The sequence below is a fragment of the Botrimarina hoheduenensis genome, from assembly GCF_007859815.1.
Classification (GTDB): domain Bacteria; phylum Planctomycetota; class Planctomycetia; order Pirellulales; family Lacipirellulaceae; genus Botrimarina; species Botrimarina hoheduenensis.
Window position 1 is genome coordinate 40,273 of sequence record NZ_SJPH01000011.1, and the last position, 21,079, is coordinate 61,351.

Consider the following 21,079-nt stretch of genomic DNA (forward strand, 5'->3'; position numbering starts at 1 on the left):
GCGATCCATGAGCGAAGTTTCGGAAACGACCGACGTGAAGAGCGGGCGCGGACTGAACCGGCTGCCGCTCGTTGTTTATGGGTCGAGTGCGCTGGGCAACCTCTTCAGAGCGTTGCCCGACGAGCACAAGATCGACATCGTCCGCGCGTGGCTCTCCACCGGCGACCAACCAGCGGTGATCGACTCGGCCGGCAAGTACGGTGCCGGGATGGCGCTCGAGGTGCTCGGGACCTGCCTCCGCCGCCTCGACGCACCCGCCGATTCGGTGCGTATCGGGGTGAAGCTCGGTTGGCGACGCGTACCGTTGACCACCGACGAGCCGACCTTCGAGTCCGGCGCCTGGGTCGGACTGACGCACGACGCGGAGCAGTGCATCAGCGCGTCCGGCATCCGCGCGTGCTACGAGCAGAGCCTTGAGCTGCTCGGCGAGCCCTACCGGCCCGGCATGGTCTCCGTCCACGACCCCGACGAGTACCTCGACGCCGCGTCGGACAAAGCCGACCGCGAAAAGCGGCTCAGCGACGTCCTCGAAGCCTACCAAGAACTCGCCAAGATCCGTGAAACGACCCCCGGCGGAACGATCGGTGTCGGTACGAAAGACTGGCGCGTCGCCCAGCAGCTCGACACCGAGGTCGCCCTCGACTGGGTCATGCTCGCCAACTGCGTCACTGCGTACACGCACGAACCCGCCGCGCTCGAGTTTATCGCGGGCCTCGCCGAGCGAGGCGTGCCGGTGATCAACTCGGGCGTCTTCAACGCTGGGTTCTTGGTGGGCGGCGACTACTTCGACTACCGGTTGCCGAGCGCGACCGAAGACGCCGCCTTGTTCCGCTGGCGTGAAGCGTTCTTCGCGCTTTGCGAGCGGCACGACGTCGCGCCGTCGCACGCCTGCATCCGCTTCGGTCTGTCCCCGCCCGGCGTCGTGTCGGTCGCTTTGAACACGACGAACCCCGATCGGGTCGCGGAGAACCTTCGGTTCGCCTCGACCGCGTTGCCCCGGTCGTTCTGGGACGACGCCCGCGCGGCGGAGCTGATCTCCGACGACTACACTCACGTTTAGAATGCGTGCCGCTGCGAACCGCCCCCGACAAGAGCCCCCCACCGTTCGATGATCCGCCACGGCATCCTCAACCCGGCCATCGCGTCGCTGCTGCGACGGGTGCGGCACACCAACACGCTGGTGATCGCCGACCGCGGCTTCCCCTCGTGGCCAGGCGTCGAGACGATCGACCTCAGCCTCGTCGATGACGTGCCGACGGTGCTCCAGGTGCTCGACGCGTTGCGCGAGAATTTCGTGGTTGGGCCGGCTTGGATGGCGAACGAGTTCCTGACCGCCAACGATCAGCCGACACGCGAAGCGTTCGCCGCGGCGCTCGCCAGCACCGAGCTGACGCACGAGCCGCACGTCGCGCTGAAGCAACGCGTGCCGGGGGCGATCGGCCTGATCCGCACCGGCGACACGACCCAGTACGCAAACGTGGTCCTGGAGTCCGCATGATCCTCGATTCCCACCACCACCTCTGGCGGTACAGCCCCGCGGAGTACGGCTGGATCTCCGCAGAGATGAGCGTGCTGGCGCGCGACTTTGGGGTCGCGGACCTTGAAGCGGCCGCCGCGTCGTACGGCGTGGTCGGCTCGGTCGCGGTCCAGGCGCGGCAGACCGTCGAAGAAACCGGTGCCCTCCTCACGATCGCCGAGAGCGGATCGTTCATCCGGGGCGTGGTCGGCTGGGCGCCGCTCGCGGACCCCGCGATCGCGGAGACGCTCGACGGCTGGGCCGGCCGGCCCAAGCTCCGTGGCATCCGCCACGTCGTGCAGGACGAACCCGACGACGCGTTCCTCGATCGGCCCGACTTCAACCGGGGCGTCGCGGAGGTGCTGCGGCGCGGGCTGACCTACGACCTGTTGATCTTCGCGAAGCAACTGCCCGCGGCATTGCGGTTCGTCGATCGGCACCCGGAGGGCCGCATCGTGCTGGACCACATCGCGAAGCCTTCGATCAAGGAAGGCTTGATCCAGGACTGGCGGGCCCAGCTCACCGAGCTGGCTCGCCGACCGAACGTCACCTGCAAGGTGTCGGGCGTCGTCACCGAAGCCGACTGGAACGATTGGACGGAAACCCAGGTGCGGCCCTACCTGGACGCGGCGCTCGAGGCCTTCGGCCCCGAGCGGCTGATGTACGGCTCCGACTGGCCGGTCTGCTTGCTAGCGACTGACTACCCGCGTTGGCTCCGGCTGACGCAAGCCTGGGTCGCCGACTGGTCCGAGAGCCAGCGCGAGTCGTTCTTCTCGGGCGCCGCGACTGCCGCCTACCAACTAAACGAGGCCTCAGCGTGAAGGCGATCGAAATCACCGAGCCGAACGCCGTCCGGATCATCGAGCGGCCCGATCCCACCCCCGGACCCGGGGAGGTGCTGTTGCAGATCGACACGGTTGGTTACTGCGGGACCGACCTGAGCACGTTCCGCGGCCGCAACCCGTTGGTCACCTATCCCCGCGTCCCGGGCCACGAAGTTGCCGCCACCGTGCTCGGCGACGGCGGCGAAGCCGGCGATTGGAAGGCGGGCGAGTCGGTCCTCGTCTTCCCGTACACCGAGTGCGGCGCCTGCGCGTCGTGCTTCGCGGGCCGGCCCAACTGCTGCCAGCACAACCAGACGCTGGGCGTCCAACGCGACGGCTTGCTCGCTGAGCAAGCCGTTGTGCCGCACGCAAAGCTGATGCGGGCCGAAGGCTTGTCCGCCCGGGAGCTGGCCCTGGTCGAGCCGCTCACGGTCGGCGCCCACGCCGCGGCCCGCGGGGCGGTCGCCGAGGGCGAGGTCGTCGCGGTGTTCGGGTGCGGCGCCATCGGCCTGGGGGCCGTCGCGGCGGCGGCTAACCTGGGCGCGACGGTCGTTGCAATCGACGTCGATGATCGCAAGCTGTCGATCGCCGAGGCGTGCGGCGCCGCGATCAGCGTCAACTCTTCGAAGGACGACCTCGCGGCCCGCTTGAGCGACGCGACCCAGGACCACGGGCCCTCGGTCGTCATCGAAGCGGTCGGTCTCCCCGAGACCTTCCGGGCCGCGGTTGAACTGGTCTCGTTCGCCGGGCGCGTGGTTTACGTCGGCTACGCGAAGCAGCCCGTCGAGTACGAGACCAAGTGGTTCGTCATGAAGGAACTCGATATCCGCGGCTCCCGCAACGCGTTGGCGGCCGACTTCCAGAGCGTCATCGAGATGCTCCGCGCGGGCCGCGTCCCGACGACCGAGATCGTCACGCACGAGACCACGCTCGCCGACGCGCCAAAGGCTTTGGAGGATTGGAGCGCCGCTCCCGGCGAAGTCACCAAGGTCCACGTGCGTGTCGCCGCGTCGTGACTCCGGTCGTTTGCGGGCTGGCGATTCGCGTGGTCATCGAGTCACAACTATTCTGGTAACAACCGAACCAGCGAATCCAAGCAGTCCGACCAAGGGTCGGATTAGCGGGTCGGCTCCCAGCGAACCTTGGGCCGATCCTTCTCGAATCCATCGTCTCCTCAACCCATGAGCACCATGAGCAACTTCGCAACCAATCGACGTGGTTTCCTCGGGGCGGGCGTTGGCCTCGCTTCGTTAGGGATGACGCGCCATGCAGCGGCCGAGGCCTCTCGCTCGGCGACGCGGGCCCGTCGCGACGGGTTGACCTACGCGTCGATCGGCGTCGGGCTGCAAGGCAAGGGCTTGATGCGTGGGGCCGCCTACTTCGCCACCTGCGCCGCGATCTGCGACGCCGACGCCTCGCACCTGCGGGTCGCGGAGAAGAACCTGAGCGACCACTACCGCGAGAAGAAGCTCGCGGCACCCCGGCCCGACTTGTGCGAGGACTACCGGCGGGTCTTGGACCGTCGCGACATCGACGTGGTCGTGATCGCGACCCCCGACCACTGGCACACGAAGATCGTCATCGAGGCCCTGCACGCCGGCAAGGACGTCTACTGCGAGAAGCCGCTCACGCTGACCGTCGCCGAGGGCCGCCAGATCCTCGACGCGCTCGAAGCGACCGGCCGCGTCATGCAGGTCGGCACGCAACAGCGTTCGGGCAAGGGCTTCCAAACCGCCGCGGCGATGGTCCGCGACGGGCGCGTCGGCAAGATCAGCCGTGTAACGTGCAGCCTCGACGGGGCGCCGGGCTCGCCGGTCTTGCCGGTCGCTTCGCCCCCCGCGGAACTCAACTGGAACCGCTGGCTGGGGCCGGCGCCCTACGTCCCCTACCGCCAAGGCGAAGCGCCCAACGGCGGTTACGGCGGGCAGTTTCCCCGCAGCCGCGCCCACGCCCACTTCCGCTGGTGGTACGAGTACTCTGGCGGCAAGCTGACCGACTGGGGCGCGCACCACGTCGACATCGCGATGTGGGCGCTCAACAAGCAGGGCTGCGACCTCGGTCCATATCGCGTCGAGCCGATGATGGCGGAGCACCCGGTCGAGTTTGTCGACGGCATGCCCGCCCAAGACGACCGCTTCAACACGGCGACCGAGTTCAAGATCCGCGTCACGTTCGGCGACGGGACCGAACTCGACATTCGCAACTCGGCGGTCGATGACCTCGGCTTCCGCAACGGCGTCATGGTCCAAGGCGACGCGGGCCGCTTCCTCGTCAACCGCTCGAAGCTCGTCGGCAAGCCGGTCGAGGAGCTCGAGAGCGCCCCGCTACCGGAATCGGCATACAAGGCGCTCCACCTGGACGCCCAGCCCGGTGGGCTTTGGCACATGGATAATTTCTTCCGCAGCGTGCGTGGCGAGACGACGCCGATCTCCGACGTCGCGTCGCATCACCAGCACCTGACAGTCTGCCACGTGGCGAACCTCGCGATTCGTCTCGGACGGACGCTCACGTTCGACCCGGCCGCCGAGCGGTTCGTCGGGGACGAACAAGCCGACGCGATGCTCGAGCGGGCGCCGCGCGAAGGGTTCGAGATCAACGCCTGATGATCGATGCACCCCCTCGACGCCTCGTGCGATTCACGGCGGCGTTCGCTGCGGCGTTGTCGTGCAACGGCTTTGGCGACGCCGACGCGGACACCAGTGCTGACGCCGGCGCTTCGCTTAGCGGGTCGCGCGCGAACATCGTCCTCGTGATCACCGACGACCAGGGCTACGCCCAACTCGGGCGGCACGGCCACCCGTGGCTGCGGACGCCGAGCATGGATCGGCTGCACGACCAGAGCGTCCGGTTCGACCGGTTCCTCGTCAGCCCGACCTGTGCCCCGACCCGGGCGGCGCTGATGACCGGGCGGCACCCGATGCGGAACGGCATCACGCACACGATCCTCGACAGGGAACGGCTCGCAATCGATGCGGTCACCCTGCCGGAGGTGCTGGGCAAGGCCGGTTACCGCTCGGGCATCTTCGGCAAGTGGCACCTGGGAGACGAAGACGCCTATCAGCCACAGAACCGCGGTTTCGACGAGGCCTTCATCCACGGCGCGGGCGGCATCGGTCAAGCGTACGGCGGCTCCTGTGCCGACGCGCCCGGCAACCGGTACTTCGACCCGACCGTGCGCCACAACGGACAGTTCGTGCGGACCGAGGGTTTCTGCACGGACGTCTTCTTCACCGCGGCGATCGACTGGGTCCGCGCCCAGGCCGAGGAAGATCGCCCGTTCTTCGCTTACGTCGCGACGAACGCGCCGCACGGGCCGTTCCTGGCACCGGACGCCAACGCCGACCGGTTCCGTGCCCTCGGTATGGAGGAGAGCCACGCCGGGTTCTACGGCATGATCGAGAACCTCGACGAGAACCTCGGGCGGCTGATGGCCGAGATCGATCGCCTCGGCATCGCCGACGAGACCGTGCTGATCTTCATGTCGGACAACGGGACCGTTTACAACGGCGCTGGCGAAGCGGGCGCCGAGCTGGGGCGTGACGCGTCCGGCGCACCGCTCGCGGCCTTCAACGGTCGGATGCGAGGCTACAAGGGGAGCGTCGAAGAGGGGGGCGTCCGCGTGCCGTTCTTCTGGCGCGGGCCGGGCGCCTCGCGCGACGGCCGGACGATCGACGCGGTCACCGCTCACCTCGACCTCGCGCCGACGCTCGCCCAAGTCGCGGGCGTTGAGTTCCCGGGCGATCAGGTCGAGGGGCACAGCCTGCTGCCGCTGATCGAAGAGCCCGACGCTCCCTGGCCGGATCGCTACTTGTTCAACCACGTCGGTCGATGGCCGTTGGGCGACGAGCCGAACGATCACCGCGACAAGGGCTATGCGATCCGCGGCCCGCGGTTCCGCCTGGTCGGCGCCGATCGCCTGTACGACATGCAAGCCGACCCCGATCAGAAACGCAACGTGATCGACCAGCATCCAGAGGCGGTCGCCTCGATGACCGCCGCCTACAGGCAATGGTGGGACGCCACCCGACCGCTGATGGTCAACGAGAAGAAGCCGCTCGCCCCAAAGCGGCCCTTCCACGAAGCCTACCGGCAGCAAGTCCGCGACGGCGGCATCCCCCCCTGGCGGGCGATTCGCTCGAACGACTAGCACGCCTTTTTTGAGGTCACTCTCCTGTCGCTGCAGAGAAGATGCACCATAGAGTCACGGAGAGCGCGGAGGAAAGAAAAGAGAATAAGAGTGCCCGTAAATGACACGAATCAACGCGAATGCAAGAGCTGTCATTCGCCCGTATGCCATCTACCGAGCCCAACTCTGCTTCGCTTACCCCTTGTCCAACAGAACCTCAACAAGCGGGTCTGGCTTTGATACTCGCCAGCCTGCTCCGTGCCCTCCGTGACTCCGTGGTGAGTCTTGGCGGCGTCGAGAAACTCAACCGTTAGCGAAAGCTACTTACCATGGGGTGTACAAGGGCGAAATCGCGTCACGAACGGCGAATCCAGGTAGCTGGCGACATCAACTTGGTAGATTGTTGGCAATCGAATCGCGACGTTCGTTCAGCTGGCTCATTAATCCCTCTTTTCTAGTTCAAGCTGCTACCGACACGCTGAGCACCGGGTGCTCAGCGTTGTTCGAATCGTTGTCTCGCGTGCGGGCCCAGGCGAAAGCCACCACCCCGGTACCGATTCATCGCGGCGGCCCAACGGAACCACCCGATCATGCAACGGCGAAAACCGCTCCGTGAGCGCGTCGCGACGCGCCTGGGACATGAACCGCTCGAGAGACGCGAGCTCCTGAACGCCGACCCGGTGCTGGGGCCCATCGGCAGCGAGGAAGCGTCGGGGGCTCAAGCCGTTGAGGTCGCTGCGCCGGCTGGCGAAGGGGGCGCGACCACCGCTATCGCCCCCGCGGGCGCGATCGCTTCGGCGACCACGGGCGAGCTGAAGCTCTGGCACAAGGTGACGCTCGACTTCGAAGGACCGCAGACCAGCGAGTCGGCGACGCCCAACCCGTTCACCGACTACCGGCTCGACGTCACGTTCTCGCACGCCGGATCGGGCAAGACGTACCGCGTGCCCGGCTACTACGCCGCCGACGGCGACGCGGCGAACACGAGCGCGACTTCCGGCGCCGTGTGGCGTGTCCACTTCGCTCCGGACGAGATCGGCGCCTGGGACTACAGCGTGTCGTTCCGCACGGGCGGCAACGTCGCCGTGAGCGAGTCGCCCTTGGCGGGCGCGTCGGCCGGTTTCTTCGACGGCGACACGGGCACGCTCGTCATCGAAGACACCGACAAGACCGGCCGCGACCTGCGCGGCAAGGGGCGGCTGGAGTACGTCGGAGAGCGTTACCTGCGCTTCGCCGGCACGGGCGATTACTTCCTAAAGCAGGGCGCCGACTCCCCCGAGAACCTGCTGGCGTACGACGAATTCGACGGGCCGTTCGCCAACGACGGCCAGGGCGACAACTTCGTGAAGAGCTGGCAACCGCACGTCGGGGACTGGCGACCGGGCGATCCGACTTGGGGCGACGACCGCGGCAAGGGGCTGATCGGCGCGGTCAACTACCTCGCAAGCGAGGGCCTCAACGCCTTCTCGTTCCTGCCAATGAACATCGCGGGCGACGACAAGAACGTCTTCCCGTACACGACCTACACCGAGCGGCTCCGCATGGACGTGTCGCGGCTCGCCCAGTGGGAAGTGGTCTTCGAGCACGCTGACCACGAGGGCATGTTCCTGCACTTCAAGACGCAGGAAACGGAGAACGACCAACTGCTCGACGGCGGCGCCCTCGGCACACAGCGGAAGCTCTACTACCGTGAGCTGATCGCTCGTTTCGGGCACCACCTCGCGTTGAACTGGAACCTCGGCGAGGAGAACACCAACACGACGCAGCAGCAGAAAGACTTCGCGCAGTTCTTCCGGGACAACGACCCGTACAACCACCACGTGGTGATCCACACGTTCCCGGGCCAACAAGACGCCGTCTACGACCCGCTGCTCGGCGCCGCGAGCGAGCTGACCGGCGCCTCGCTGCAGACGACCTTCACCGACTTCCGACGCGTCCACTCCGACACGGCCCGTTGGGTCCGCGACTCGGCGGCGGCCGGCAAACCGTGGGCGGTCGCGGTCGACGAGCCCGGCGACGCCCAAAACGCGTTGCGGCCCGACAGCAACGCCGGCAACTCGCACATCGACGGGCGCAAGAACGCGTTGTGGGGCACGCTGATGGCGGGCGGCTGGGGCAACGAGTACTACTTCGGCTACGGCTTCAACGACTCCGACCTGACGCTCCAAGACTTCCGCAGCCGCGACGCATGGTGGGACTACGCCCGCTACGCTTTGGAGTTCTTCGACCGGAACGAGGTGCCGTTCTGGAACATGGAGAACGACAATGCGATCAGCAGCGCGGCGAACGACTACGGCTTCTACGACGCGGGCGGCACGTACGTCGTCTATCTGAAGGACGGCGGCACGACGAACCTCGACCTGCGCGGCGAGACCGGGCTGTACGACGTCCGCTGGTACGACCCGCGGAACGGGGGCGGCCTGCAAACGGGCAGCACGCTGCGCGTGACCGGCCTCGACTGGCGATCGCTCGGCACGCCGCCGAGCGATGTGAACCAGGACTGGGTGATCCTCGTCCGCCCCTTCGATCCGGACGCCCCCAACACGCCGCCGGGCGTTTCGATCACGGACGCGACGCCGGTCGCCACGTCGGACGGCGTCTTCCAAGAAGAGAACGGCCTAGTCCTCTTCGAGCTCGAGTCGCAGCCGGCGGCGGGCGGCTGGGAGCTGCAGTCCTCCGTGCCCGGTTTCACGGGGTCGGGGTATTACCGCTGGGAAGGACCCAACCTGTTCGGCAACCCCGGCGCGCAAGGCGTGACGCAGTACCGCTTCAACGTGACCAACCCGGGCACGTACCAGATGCGTTTCCACAACCACCGCAACGGCGGGATCCCGTTCGACCAAGAGAACGACGTCTGGACGCGGATGGACAACGGCCAATGGGTCAAGGTCTTCTCCGGCACCCAAGGCCAGTGGAACTGGGCGAGCAACTTCGACTTCGGCGAAGGCAACCGCCCCAGCGCGAGCTACAACCTCGCCGCTGGGGAACACACCTTCACGATCTCGGGGCGTTCGACCGGCTTCCGAATCGATCGGGTCGCCCTCTACAACACGTCGTTAACCGGCTCCGGGGTCGCGCTGAACCTGAACACGCCGACGTCTTCGACCGGCGTCGCGACCGGCGACCTGACGTTCGACTTGTCGGCGATCGTCGAGGATGACGGCAAGCAATCGCCCACGCCAACCCTGAGCTGGACGCTCGATGCCGGCCCGGGGACGGCGCTGTTCAGCGACCCCGACAGCCAGTCGACGCAAGTCACGTTCTCGACGCCCGGCGTCTACCGCGTGCGTCTGACCGCCGACGACAGGGAGTTCGAGACCAGCGATGTCCGCGTGATCGTCGCGCCGCCGATCGAGGTCATCCCCAGCGAGGCGAGCGTCGGCCCGCTCGACGACGCCACCGTCGAAGGCGTGAACGGGCAGAACAACAACGTCATCAAGGCGCAGCTCAGTGGGCCGGCGCGGACCGGCTACTTCAAGTTCGACGCCTCGGGCCTGAACGCGGCCGGCGCGACCGACGTGCGGCTGCGCCTGGTCGTGGCGCAAGACGCCGGCTCCGGCAAGCTCGACCTCTACACGGGGACAAGCAACAGCTGGACCGAGGAAACGATCAACGCGGCCAACGCGCCCGCCACGGGCGTCCTCGTCGATTCGGTCGACGGCACGCACCCGGTCGGCAAGGTCGTGGAGTTCGACGTCAGCTCGGTCGTGACCGGCGATGGCCCGTACACGTTCGTGCTCAAGCAAGCGAACGGCAACGACGTCTGGTTCAGCTCGAAGGAGGGGGGCTCGCCGCCGCTGCTCGTCGCGAGCCGGGCCGATATCTCGGTCGTGGGCGACTACGACCGGGACGGCGCGGTCGATGCCGACGACGGTGCCTTCTGGCGGATCAGCTACGGCGCGACCGCCGGCGATGGTCTCCTCGCCGACGGCAACGGCGACGGGGTCGTTAACGCCGCCGACTACACACTGTGGCGTGACGCGTTCGATCAGAACGCCGCAAGCGTCTCGTCGCCCGTCGTGGAGGCTGCCGCCCCGATCGTCACCCGCGCGGCAGCGTCCGGCTCGGCTTCAGCCGCCACCGCGGCGGCGGTCGCCAGCGAAACGGTTGAGCGACCGCGGTACGCGATCCCCGCACGGGCCCGCTTCGCTCCGGCAGCGACGACGACCAACGGACCGATCGAGCTTGCCGAAGCCAATCACGCGATTGACTCGGCTCACCTGCTGCTGCTCGACGACAACGAGGCGCTCAGCGCCGTCGAACCGGCGCCCGACACCGCGCCGATGGACGAATGCGGCGAGCCGAGCGAAGCGTCGGTCTCGTTAGGCGAAGCGTTCGCCTCGCTCGGCAGCGAATCCTGAGACGCCGCGGCGGCCTTCGCGGGCCGGTAGGCCTCGGGCTCACCGGTCAGCTCGATGCCGTTGAGCGTGACCGCGCCCGCTCCCCCCTCCGCGACGATCCGGACCGTGACGGCGGACCCGCCGGCGACACGCAGTGTGTGCGTTGCGGGTCGACCCGCGGCGTGGTTCGATCCGCCGTCGCCGGCGCTGCCGCCCCCAGCGGCGGAGACCTGTATCTCTCGACCGAAGGTCGGCAGATAGCGGTGTGACGAGACGCGGCCCTTGCCATCGGCGTCGGTGACGCGGACTCGTAGCGGCGGCGTCTCTTCGCGGGTGTCGGCGACACGGTGGTGCCAGGTCTTGAGCGTGTACCGGCCGTCGGCCAACCCTGAGAGGGTGAGGTCGAGGCCGCCGGCCGATTCGACCCCGTCCTCGATCAGGAAGCTCTTATCGCCGGGGACCCCCCATGTGGTCGTCCATTCGGCCGGGCCGACGCCTCGGACGGAGACCGTGACCGGGTCGGCGACCCCGCGACGAAGGACGAGTTCGCCCGGGCCTCCCTCGGCGGACCAAGCGGTCCAGCCTTCTTCGACGTGCTGCCCAATCCCACCGAGGTCGATACGAAAGCGAGAACGCCGCCTCGGCAACTCGACGAGCAGCCGCTCGCCCGACCGCGCGACCAGGTCGATCGAGGCGACGGCCGGCCTGTAACCGGGCGCCTCGGCGGTCAGCTCGAGCCGCCCCGCGATGTCGCCGACGCGGATCAGCGCGGGGGCGACTCCTCGCTGCCAGACGACCTGGTTGGCGCCGCTCCGCCCGTCGCCAACGACCTCGCCGGGGCCTTCGACCCGGAACCGCACGGGCGGCGTCGGCTCGCGGACGGTCGTTCCCTTGGCGTCGCACAGGCGGGCGTAGGCGAGCAAGACGCTCGTACCGTCGGCGACGCCGGCGAAGCCGTCCGTATCGATCGCTAACTCGAGGTGATCCGGAGGCCCGGGCTGCCGGAACGTGTGCCACGCGACGGGCACGCCGTCGCGATAGCCGATCGCGGTGATCGGCCCTTCCGTTGGCTCGAGATCGAAAACGAAGGGAGGCGATGCCAGGTGGCGCGTCGAGTCGTCGCGTTCCGCGGGCCGGGGCTCGGTGACGCCGCCGGCGTGCTGGATCGCAACCGCTTCGCAGTTGCTGAAGACCGTGAGGCTCCCCTGGCGCTGTGCGCGATCATCGGGGACCCAGACCATCGGCTCGTCGGTAAGTTCCGATCGGTACCAGTGAAAGGCGGGCTTGGGGAGGCGGAACGGGTCCCACAGGCTCGCCTTCCAGACCGAGAGATTGGGGCGTTCCTCGCCGCGTTTCTTGAACGAGAAGCCGTCGTGGGCGGACCAGAGCGTCAGCCCGATCCGCTGGGGATCGCCGCGGTAGAGCGACACGATCCGCTGATGTGCCGTGGCGTCGAGCGAGCCGCTGTGCTCCATCCCGAACATCAGCGCACCCTCTGGCGGCGTCGCGCCGCGGTAATCCATCACCGAGTAAAGGTCTGTTACGCCGCGGTGCCTTGGCCCGGTCCAGAGCGTGCCGTTGTTCATGGTAAGGCGGGTCGGGTCTTCCTCCTTCGCCGCGTAGTGCAGGCGGCGGACCGGGCCGCGATGATTGACGCCACCCGCCCAGCCGAAGACGCACGGGTGGTTCCGGTGGTTGCGGATCATGACGCGTTGCGCCCGCTCCAAGCGGTCCCACCAGAGCGGCGGGCCGAAGTCGATCCAGGGCGGCGGTTCTTCGCAAACGAGTATCCCGAGCTCGTCGCAGGCGGCGAGGAACGCGTTGTCGTGCGGGTAGTGCGCGAGGCGGACGACGTTCAGCCCGGCGCGCTTGAAGCGGATCGCGTCGCCACGGTGCAGGTTGTTCGGGACCGCGTCGCCGAGGTACGGGTACTGCTGGTGCCGGTTCGCCCCGATCAGTTCGATCGGCTCGCCGTTGAGCAGAAAGCCGGCCTCGGGCCGCAGGTCGAACCAACGTAGCCCGAGCGGATTGACGACGTGGTCGATCAACGCGTCCCCCTCCTCGACGAGGGTGTGCACTCGGTAGAGATAGGGGTCGTCGCACGACCAGAGCCGAACGTCCTCGTCGAAGCCGCCGGTCTGGACGACCGTGGCGTCGGCTCCGGCCGGGACCGTGAACTCAGTCGACAGCCGCTCGACGACTTCGCCCTCGGCGTCGGCGATGAGCGTCACGACGCGGCCCGAGCGCGGCCCGGCGCCGGCGTTGCGGATGGCGGTCTCGACCGTGAAGGTCGCGTTCTCACGCGACACCGAAGGCGTCGTGATCCGGACGCCCGCTTCGCGGGCTTCCCAAGGGAACGTCACGTGCAACGCGTCGGTCACGACCAGGCGCACGTCGCGATAGAGGCCGCCGAACAAGACGTAGTCGCGCGTGTGGCCGTCGGGCGGGATGGTCTCGTCGGGGCGGTTGTCGAGCCGGAGGGCGAGCACGTCGCGGCCGTCGCCCCGGACGAAGTCGGTCATGTCGAAGTGAAACGGCGTGTAGCCACCGACCGCGTGCCGGCCGACGTGACGACCGTTGACCCACAGGTCGGTGACCTGATGGGCGCCCTCGAACTCGAGGAACACACGCCGTTCCGCCTTAGCGAACGCCGGCAGGACGCGGCGGTACCAGCTGATGTCGCGATGAAACGTCGGCTGCGACGGGTCGTCACGCGAGTCGTCGAGGTTCAACGAAGTCAGCCGATACGCGTGCGGAACGACGACGGTCTCCCACCCGTCGGCGTCGTAGTCCGCGGCGGTCGGGTCGCCGGCGGCGGGGCCGGCGTGGCAACGCCAGCCCCGATTGAGGTCGATCACCTCGCGGCGTGACTCGGCGGACGAGCCCACCGCGACGGCCTCGCAGGCGATCCCTCCCAAGGCGGTGAAGGCAAGCAGCAGCAGAACGGGCGATCGACTCATGGCAATCCAGAAGGAAAATGAAACGACTGCGCAAAGACCGCCGCTGGGCGCCCCGGATGGCCTCCATGCGGACAATGTCGCCGATCGGGAGTCGAAGCCAGTGAGACAGCACAGAATCTCACGAGAACCGGCGATTTACACTTGCTGGACGAATCCGAGGCAGACCACCGCTGTCTCGACATTAATTCAATAAAGCTAGGCCCACGCAACAATCACGCGGCGGCGGCCGTCTCCCGGGGGAAGTCAATACGCTTTCTGCCACGTGCGTTGAGCCGCATGAGCGTAGCGCTCTCGCGAACCCGGCTCGCCGCGGCTCATCAACCGGTTCCACCCCAAGCGATTCGATGGTAGCGGAACGTCTCCGAGCAACGGCCCTGAGGGCGCTCGCCGCGATCTTCGTGACGGCCGGCGTCGAGACGGGCTTCCAGGCGACGGCAGCCGAGCCGGTCGAGGTCCGGGTCTACCCGGCGGTGCGGCGGACCATCGCGGGGGTCGGCGAACTCGACCGGAACCGTTACTTCGCGATGTGCGACGACGGCCGCAACTTTCCGAAGCGGATGCGGCCCGACGGGATCTCCGACTACCTGCTCACCGAGCTGAACGCGACCTTCGGGCGTTCCCTCGGGCCGATCTCGACGGTCACCCGCGGCGAGGCGGTTCGCGAAGACCCCAACCGGCCGGGCTTCGTCGATCTCGATCGTTTGCGGGAGGCCTGTTCGGCGCGCCGTTGGACGCCGAGCGACGACTACGCCCGCTTGATGAACGGGCGGCTGAACGTCGCCTCGCACGGCCGCGCGCACGAGTTCCCGGAGTTCCTCGGGGAGTACACGACCACCCAGGGTGACCGAGACAACAAGAAGCACAGGCACCGGCTCCCGAAGAACCTCGACGCCGCCGCCGAGTTGTCGGTCGTCGCGTTGGACGCCGGCTACAGCGACTTCGATCGCCCGGCTTACTACGAACCGATCAACGAGCCGCACTGGTCTTTCATCACGACCGACCAGCTAGCGGACTGGCACACCAAGACGCACGCCGCGATGAAGGATCGTGGCGTGCCGGTGCGGGTCGGCGGGCCGTGCCTTTCGGTCGCCTACTTTTATCGCAACGGCTTCCGGGCTTTCGACGGCCTGCAGCAGTTCATCGAGAAGACCGACGCCGGACTCGATTTCTACTCGTTCCACGTCTACGACTACGTCAACTGGGACGGGTCCAACCTCGTCGGCCGGGTCACGAGCGGCCTGCCGATCGAGGGCGTGCTCGACTTCGTCCAAACGTACGCGAACAACGTGCACGGCAAATCGCTCGACCTCGTGGTCTCCGAACACGGCGGCTACATCTCCGGCTCGCGCGGTCGGCCCGACTCCGAGGCGTTGGGGAAGCTTCTCGTCGGCGAGCGCGACGGGCTCGAAGGCTTCGAGCTGACCATGCGGCAACGGGGGGTCGCGAGCCATGTGCTGGTCAGCGCGGCGATCGGCAACACGCTCGCCTTCATGGAGCACCCGCACGTCGTGAAGAAGGCCGTACCATTCATTCTGCCCGAGTCGATGGCCTGGGATCCCGAGTACTACTCGACGATGTACGTCCCGCACGGGTTCGAGGACCGCTCGCGTTGGATCGAAACCGCTAACAGCGACTTCTTCAAGTTCTTCCGCGACGTGTCGGGGCACCGGGTCTACGCACGCAACGGAGACCCCGACCTCCAGGTCCGAGCTTTCGTCGACGGCTCGACCGTCCGGGTAGTCATGAACAACGTCTCTGACGCGGCCCACACGGTGCGGCTTGCGATGCCGGTGGCGGAATCGTTCTCGGTGCGGCGATACGGACGCAACGACGACTTCACGCCCTACCTGCGCGAGGCGGAGGCCGATCCGAACGAGCCGATCGATCTGGCCGGGCGCGAGGCGGTTGTCGTGGTCGCCGACTACGGGCGGCCGGTCCCCACACGAAAGCTGATGAGCGAGACCCCCCGCTACAGTCAGCAAACCGCCCAAGCCGCCGAGAACGGCAAGGCGGTGCGGTTCGTTGTCAATACTCCCGACCCCGACTCGGTAGTGTACGCCGAGCTCCGGATCGCGGTCTCGCGGCCGACCAACGCCTCGCCGGAGGTGTCGGTGCGGGTCAACGGTAAGCGGGTACGCGTCCCAGTTGAAGACGCCGCCGGTCGTTACGATGATGGGGAGAAGGAGTACGCCTCGACGAAGCTCGTCGCGCTCGACCCAGCGTTGTTGCGGGCGACGAACCGAATCGGCGTCTCATTCCCGGACGGCGAGCCCGGCGTCATCGGGAGCGTCGTCATCCGCACCGGCGAGCAGCGGAGCGCTGCCAAGAGCTCGGTCGCTTTCCGGCCGTAGCGGCGGACCGCGCCGGCATCGCCGGCATCGCCGGAGCCATCCCAACGGCCGGTCGGTCGTCCTCAAGGAGTCGCGTCACGTGTCGTTCTGCCCTTCTAGCCGAAGCCCGCGGCGCGCGACCCTGGCGTTGCTAGCCGCTTCGACGTGTCTGTTGGTCACGATGGAAGGCCCCGAGGCGCGGGCCGATGCTAACCCCGACGCCCCGGACAACCGGGTGAGGTTCGGCGAAGAGGTGCGCCCTATCCTTTCGGACAAGTGCTACTTCTGCCACGGCCCCGACGAGGAGAACCGGGCCGCCGACCTGCGGCTAGACCTCTCGGAGACGGCTCGCGAAGCGATAGACTCGGGCGAGTTGCTCCGACGCATCCAGAGTGACGACGAGTACGAGCAGATGCCGCCCCCGGAAGCGAAGCACGCGCTGACCGAAGCCGAGCGCGAGGTGCTCGAAGCTTGGATCGCCGAAGGCGGCGAGTACGAAGCCCACTGGGCCTTCGAGCCACTCCCGGAGGAGATCGAGCCGCCGGTCGATCCCGATGACGGTTGGTCGCGCGGACCGATTGACCGCTTCGTCCGCCGCAAGGCTGTCGAAGTGGGCTTCGAGCCGACCGAGGAAGCGGCGCCGGCCCGTTGGCTTCGTCGCGTGAGCTTCGACCTAACGGGCCTTCCGCCGACGTTGGACGAGCTCGACGCCTTCCTCGCCGATGCAGCGAAGCCCGACCAACGCGAGCGGGCGTACACGGACGCCGTGCGTCGGCTGATCGACTCGCCCGCGTACGGCGAGAATCTGGCGATTCCTTGGCTAGACGCCGCCCGCTATGCGGATTCGTACGGCTATCAGTCGGACAAGCTCAACACGCAGTGGCCGTACCGCGATTGGGTCATCCGCGCGTTCAACGAGAACCTGCCGTACGACCAGTTCCTGACCTGGCAGCTGGCGGGCGACCTGCTCGCGTCGCCAACGACCGATCAACGCCTGGCGACGGCATTCAACCGGCTGCACCGCTTGAATAACGAAGGGGGCGCCGTCTTCGAGGAGTGGCGCCTCGAGAACGTCGCCGACCGGGTTCACACGTTCGGGACCGCCGTCTTGGGGCTGACGCTCGAGTGCTGTCGCTGCCACGACCACAAGTACGATCCAATCCCCGCGAAGGACTACTACGCGCTTTCCGCCTTCTTCAACTCCATTGATGAGAACGGAGTCTACGACAATTCAGAGAAGGTGCCGGCGCCGTCACTGTTACTGCCGACCGACGAGCAAGCCGCTGAACTGGAATCGCTCAGCCGCGCCGTCGAAGCGGCCGAAGCGGCTTACCAGCGGTCGTGCGACGACGCGGAACAACGGTTCCAAGCCTGGAAGCCGTCCGACGCGACGCTCCACGAGGTCCCCGACCTCGAGCGCGCCCTCAGCTTCGATGTCCCGTACGACAAGACGTTGAAGGAAGAGGTCTACTACCCCGCGTCGGGCGACCGAGCCCTCGCGGCGCCCCTCGCCACGATTGAAGTGCAGGACAGCCCGCTGCCTCGCTTGGCGCCGGAGCGGTCGGCCGACGGACGGGCGTCGTCCGCCGAAGCGACGGCCCCGCGGCTGGCGGTCGGGCTCGACGGCGAGCGGGGCGTCGTGATGCCGGGCGTCGAGCCGCCCGACCGCTGGAAGCCGTTCTCGATCGTGCTCTCGCTCCGCGACACGAAACGCACCCCGACGCGGTCGGTGATCGCGCAGTGCAGCCACGGCCAACTCGCGTTCAACGGCTGGGACCTCACGATCACCGACGGCTACCTCGAATCGCGGATGTACCGCGTCTGGCCCGGCAACGCGATCGGCGTCCGCACCAAGGAGCCGATCCCGGCCGACGCGTGGCATCAGGTCACGGCGACCTACGACGGTTCGTCGAAAGCGGCCGGGCTGAGGCTCTACCTGAACGGCGAGGAACTCGAGACCCGGGTCCTCCGCGACGCGATCAAGAAGCGAGCGATGGTCGAGGTCATGCACGGCGGCGCCGTCACGATCGGCCAACGGTTCCGCGACGTCGGTTTCGATGGCGGGCTGGTCGACGACGTCCGCGTCTACAAGCGGGCCCTGACGCCCGCCGAGGCGACCCACCTCGCGACGGGCGAGCCCGTCGAGCCGACCGCGGCGCAGTACGCCAGCGCGTTCGACGCCGACGCCCGCGCGGCGCTCGCGCGGCTGACCGAAGCCCGCGAAGCGCTGATCCGGGCCGAGGAGTTGATCCAAGAAGTCCCCATCATGGAAGAGGCCGCCGAGCCGCGCGAAGCGCACGTGCTGGCCCGCGGCGCATACGACGCCGAGACGGGCCCGGACACGCTCGTCGAGCGGGCGGTCTTCAGCGACTTCGGACCGCGGTTCCCGGCCGACGAGCCGCTCGACCGACTGGGTCTTGCCCGCTGGGCGACCGACCCGGAGCACCCGCTTACGGCGCGCGTGTTCGTCAATCGGATGTGGGCCAACTTCTTCGGCGCCGGCCTCGTCCGCACGCCCGAGAACTTCGGCCTCCAGGGCGAACTGCCGACCCACCCGGAGCTGCTCGACTGGCTCGCGCGGGACTTCGTCGAACACGGGTGGGATATCAAACGGCTGTGCGAGCAGATCGTACTGTCGGCGACCTACCGCCAGGACTCGAAGCCGTCGCCCGAGTTGGCCGAAGCGGACCCTGAGAACCGCTTGCTGGCGCGGGGCCCGGCGTACCGGCTCGACGCGGAGGAGATTCGGGACCTGGCGTTGGCTGTTTCGGGGCGGATGAACCGCGCGATCGGCGGCCCGCCCGTTTCGCCCTACCAGCCGGGCGACGACCTGTGGAAGGAGTCCAACTCGATGTCGCCGTCGTACCAGCAGTCGGTCGGCGTCGATCTGTACCGCCGATCGTTGTACTCGGTTTGGAAACGGACCGCCCCGCTGCCGAACATGATGGCGTTCGACACGCAGTCACGCGAGGTCTGCACGGTCGCGCGCCCGCGCACCAACACGCCGCTGCAGGCGTTGGTGCTGCTGAACGACCCGCAGTTCGTCGAGGCGGCCCGCTCGTTGGCCGAGCACTCGATGCGGCGCGGCGGCGACGCCGGCGACCAGATCGCGTGGGCCTTCCGGTCCTTGACCGGCCGCGCGCCTGACGACCGAGAGCGAGCGGCGTTGATCGCCCTGCTCGACGCCGAGACCGCCCACTACGCGGACGACCCCGACGCGGCCGCCGGGCTGCTGAGCATCGGCGAAAGCGACGCCCCGGCGGAGCTCGACACGAACCGGCTCGCGGCGATGACCGTCGTCTGCCAAGCCGTCATGAACCTCGACGCCACGGTGTGGAAGCGATGAAACGACTCAACGCAGAAGCGACCGAACGACTGCTGGGCGTCAACCGCCGGCACTTCTTGAAGCAGAGCAGCGCGGGCGTCGGCGCCGCGGCGCTGTCGTTGCTGCTGGGCGACAAGTCCCACGCGCTGGGCACGCACTTCGCCCCGAAGGCGAAGCGGGTCATCTACCTGTTCCAATCGGGCGGCCCCGCACAGCAAGACCTCTTCGACTACAAGCCGCTGCTCAACGAGCGCAACAGCGAGGAGCTGCCGCCCGGCATCCGGGGTGAGCAACGGCTCACCGGCATGTCGGCCAACCAGTCGTCGCTGCCGTTGGCCGGCTCGCGCTTCAAGTTCGCCCAGCACGGCGAATCGGGGGCGTGGCTCAGCGACCTGCTCCCGTACCACCAAGAGATCGTCGACGACATCTGCTTCATCAAGTCGATGAACACCGAGGCGATCAACCACGACCCGGCGATCACGATGTTCCAGACCGGCTCGCAGATGGCGGGCCGGCCGTCGTTGGGCGCGTGGCTCTCGTATGGGCTGGGCAGCGCGAACGCCGACCTGCCGTCGTTCATCGTGTTGGCGTCGGCCGGCCAGGGCGGCCAGCCGCTCTACGCCCGGCTCTGGGGGAGCGGCTTCCTCGACTCGCGTCACCAAGGGGTCCGCCTCCGCTCGGGCGCCGACCCGGTCCTCTACCTGTCGAACCCCGACGGCGTCTGCAGCTCGCGGCGCCGCGCGCAGCTCGACACGATCAACGACCTCAACCGACGCCAGTTCGAGAACGAGCTCGACCCGGAGATCGAGTCGCGCATCGCCCAGTACGAGATGGCCTTCCGCATGCAGACCAGCGTGCCGGAGGTGACCGACCTCGCGGACGAGCCCGAATCGACCTTCGAGCTGTACGGCGAAGACGCCCGCAAGCCGGGGACGTTCGCCGCCAACTGCTTGCTGGCGCGGCGGCTCGCGGAGCGTGACGTCCGCTTCATCCAGCTCTACCACCAGGGGTGGGACCAGCACGCCAACCTGCCGGAACAGATCCGCGGGCAAGCGAAGGAGACCGACCAAGCCTCCGCGGCGCTCGTGCGCGACCTCAAGCAACGCGGCATGCTCGACGACACGCTCGTCATCTGGGGCGGCGAGTTCGGCCGGACCTCGTACACGCAGGGCCTGCTGACCGCCGACAACTACGGCCGCGACCACCACCCGCGGTGCTTCACCACCTGGCTGGCGGGCGGCGGCGTCAAGCCGGGCGTCACGCACGGAGCCACCGACGAGTTCGGGTACAACGTCGTCTCGGACGGCGTGCACGTGCACGACTTCAACGCGACGGTGCTGCACCTGCTCGGCATCGACCACGAGCGGCTCACGCACAAATACCAAGGCCGCCGCTTCCGCTTGACGGACGTACACGGATCGGTGGTCAGCCCGATCCTCGCGTAGCGTGCTATACAACAAGGTTGTCAAACGATTTCGACCGGCATTTGCTGATCGATCGCAACTTGCAGCCCTGTGTCCGAGTGTTGGATTGTCACATAACGCGTATGGTCTGTGATCGGCAGCCGAAAAGTGCAGCGCCCGGCGGGCCCCTTGGGGCGCCCGAATCGTGCAGCGCGCCGCTGTGCCGAGTGCGGTAGCCCAGTACTTTCGGACAGC

10 protein-coding genes and 1 pseudogene are annotated in these 21,079 nt (G+C 67.8%); 10 read left to right on the forward strand and 1 reads right to left on the reverse strand.

Annotated elements, in window-relative coordinates; translation table 11 throughout:
- Positions 1-7 precede the first annotated feature (7 nt).
- The 7 genes from Pla111_RS16110 to Pla111_RS17535 all read left to right on the forward strand — a co-directional run bounded on the left by Pla111_RS16110 (position 8) and on the right by Pla111_RS17535 (position 10,827).
- A complete protein-coding gene (locus Pla111_RS16110; protein ID WP_146575485.1) occupies positions 8-1,060 on the forward strand; it encodes an aldo/keto reductase in 1,053 nt (350 codons plus the stop codon).
- A 48-nt stretch (positions 1,061-1,108) separates the two neighbouring features.
- Positions 1,109-1,498 carry an RbsD/FucU domain-containing protein gene (locus tag Pla111_RS16115; protein ID WP_146575486.1) on the forward strand — a complete coding sequence of 130 codons (390 nt, stop codon included), beginning with the start codon at positions 1,109-1,111 and terminating at the stop codon, positions 1,496-1,498.
- Positions 1,495-2,337 carry an amidohydrolase family protein gene (locus Pla111_RS16120; RefSeq protein WP_146575487.1) on the forward strand — a complete coding sequence of 281 codons (843 nt, stop codon included), beginning with the start codon at positions 1,495-1,497 and terminating at the stop codon, positions 2,335-2,337. The genes Pla111_RS16115 and Pla111_RS16120 overlap by 4 nt, the downstream gene beginning before the upstream one ends.
- The gene (locus Pla111_RS16125) at positions 2,334-3,356 is read left to right on the forward strand and encodes a zinc-binding dehydrogenase (protein WP_146575488.1); all 1,023 of its coding nucleotides are present in this window, start codon (positions 2,334-2,336) and stop codon (positions 3,354-3,356) included. The genes Pla111_RS16120 and Pla111_RS16125 overlap by 4 nt, the downstream gene beginning before the upstream one ends.
- Before the next feature lie 174 nt (positions 3,357-3,530).
- A complete protein-coding gene (locus tag Pla111_RS16130; RefSeq protein ID WP_197525097.1) occupies positions 3,531-4,943 on the forward strand; it encodes a Gfo/Idh/MocA family protein in 1,413 nt (470 codons plus the stop codon).
- On the forward strand, positions 4,943-6,487 hold the full coding sequence (locus Pla111_RS16135; protein WP_146575490.1) for an arylsulfatase: 1,545 nt from the start codon (positions 4,943-4,945) through the stop codon (positions 6,485-6,487). The genes Pla111_RS16130 and Pla111_RS16135 overlap by 1 nt, the downstream gene beginning before the upstream one ends.
- Positions 6,488-7,056: 569 nt before the next feature.
- Entirely contained in the window at positions 7,057-10,827 is a 3,771-nt protein-coding gene (locus Pla111_RS17535; RefSeq protein ID WP_231931100.1) for a DUF5060 domain-containing protein, read from the forward strand.
- A 689-nt stretch (positions 10,828-11,516) separates the two neighbouring features.
- Here Pla111_RS17535 and Pla111_RS16145 read toward each other — a convergent pair.
- Positions 11,517-13,766, reverse strand: a pseudogene (locus tag Pla111_RS16145) (glycoside hydrolase family 2 TIM barrel-domain containing protein); the annotation flags it as partial.
- Positions 13,767-14,110: 344 nt separating this feature from the next.
- On the opposite strand from Pla111_RS16145, the gene Pla111_RS16150 reads away from it, so the two are divergent.
- The 3 genes from Pla111_RS16150 (at position 14,111) to Pla111_RS16160 (ending at position 20,866) form a co-directional block, all read left to right on the forward strand.
- Positions 14,111-16,117 (forward strand): beta-agarase, encoded by a 2,007-nt coding sequence (locus Pla111_RS16150; protein WP_146575492.1) that lies wholly within the window; start codon positions 14,111-14,113, stop codon positions 16,115-16,117.
- Positions 16,118-16,196: 79 nt separating this feature from the next.
- Positions 16,197-19,442 (forward strand): DUF1553 domain-containing protein, encoded by a 3,246-nt coding sequence (locus Pla111_RS16155; protein WP_231931101.1) that lies wholly within the window; start codon positions 16,197-16,199, stop codon positions 19,440-19,442.
- Positions 19,439-20,866, forward strand: coding sequence for a DUF1501 domain-containing protein (locus tag Pla111_RS16160; RefSeq protein WP_146575493.1), 1,428 nt, complete (start codon positions 19,439-19,441; stop codon positions 20,864-20,866). The genes Pla111_RS16155 and Pla111_RS16160 overlap by 4 nt, the downstream gene beginning before the upstream one ends.
- The last annotated feature ends 213 nt before the right edge of the window (positions 20,867-21,079 follow it).

Excerpts from the sequence above, each read along its gene's own strand:
- Pla111_RS16110 (WP_146575485.1), top strand. The coding sequence starts at position 8 with ATGAGCGAAGTTTCGGAAACGACCGACGTGAAGAGCGGGCGCGGACTG.
- Pla111_RS16115 (WP_146575486.1), top strand. The coding sequence starts at position 1,109 with ATGATCCGCCACGGCATCCTCAACCCGGCCATCGCGTCGCTGCTGCGA.
- Pla111_RS16120 (WP_146575487.1), top strand. The coding sequence starts at position 1,495 with ATGATCCTCGATTCCCACCACCACCTCTGGCGGTACAGCCCCGCGGAG.
- Pla111_RS16130 (WP_197525097.1), top strand. The coding sequence starts at position 3,531 with ATGAGCAACTTCGCAACCAATCGACGTGGTTTCCTCGGGGCGGGCGTT.
- Pla111_RS16135 (WP_146575490.1), top strand. The coding sequence starts at position 4,943 with ATGATCGATGCACCCCCTCGACGCCTCGTGCGATTCACGGCGGCGTTC.
- Pla111_RS17535 (WP_231931100.1), top strand. The coding sequence starts at position 7,057 with ATGCAACGGCGAAAACCGCTCCGTGAGCGCGTCGCGACGCGCCTGGGA.
- Pla111_RS16150 (WP_146575492.1), top strand. The coding sequence starts at position 14,111 with ATGGTAGCGGAACGTCTCCGAGCAACGGCCCTGAGGGCGCTCGCCGCG.
- Pla111_RS16160 (WP_146575493.1), top strand. The coding sequence starts at position 19,439 with ATGAAACGACTCAACGCAGAAGCGACCGAACGACTGCTGGGCGTCAAC.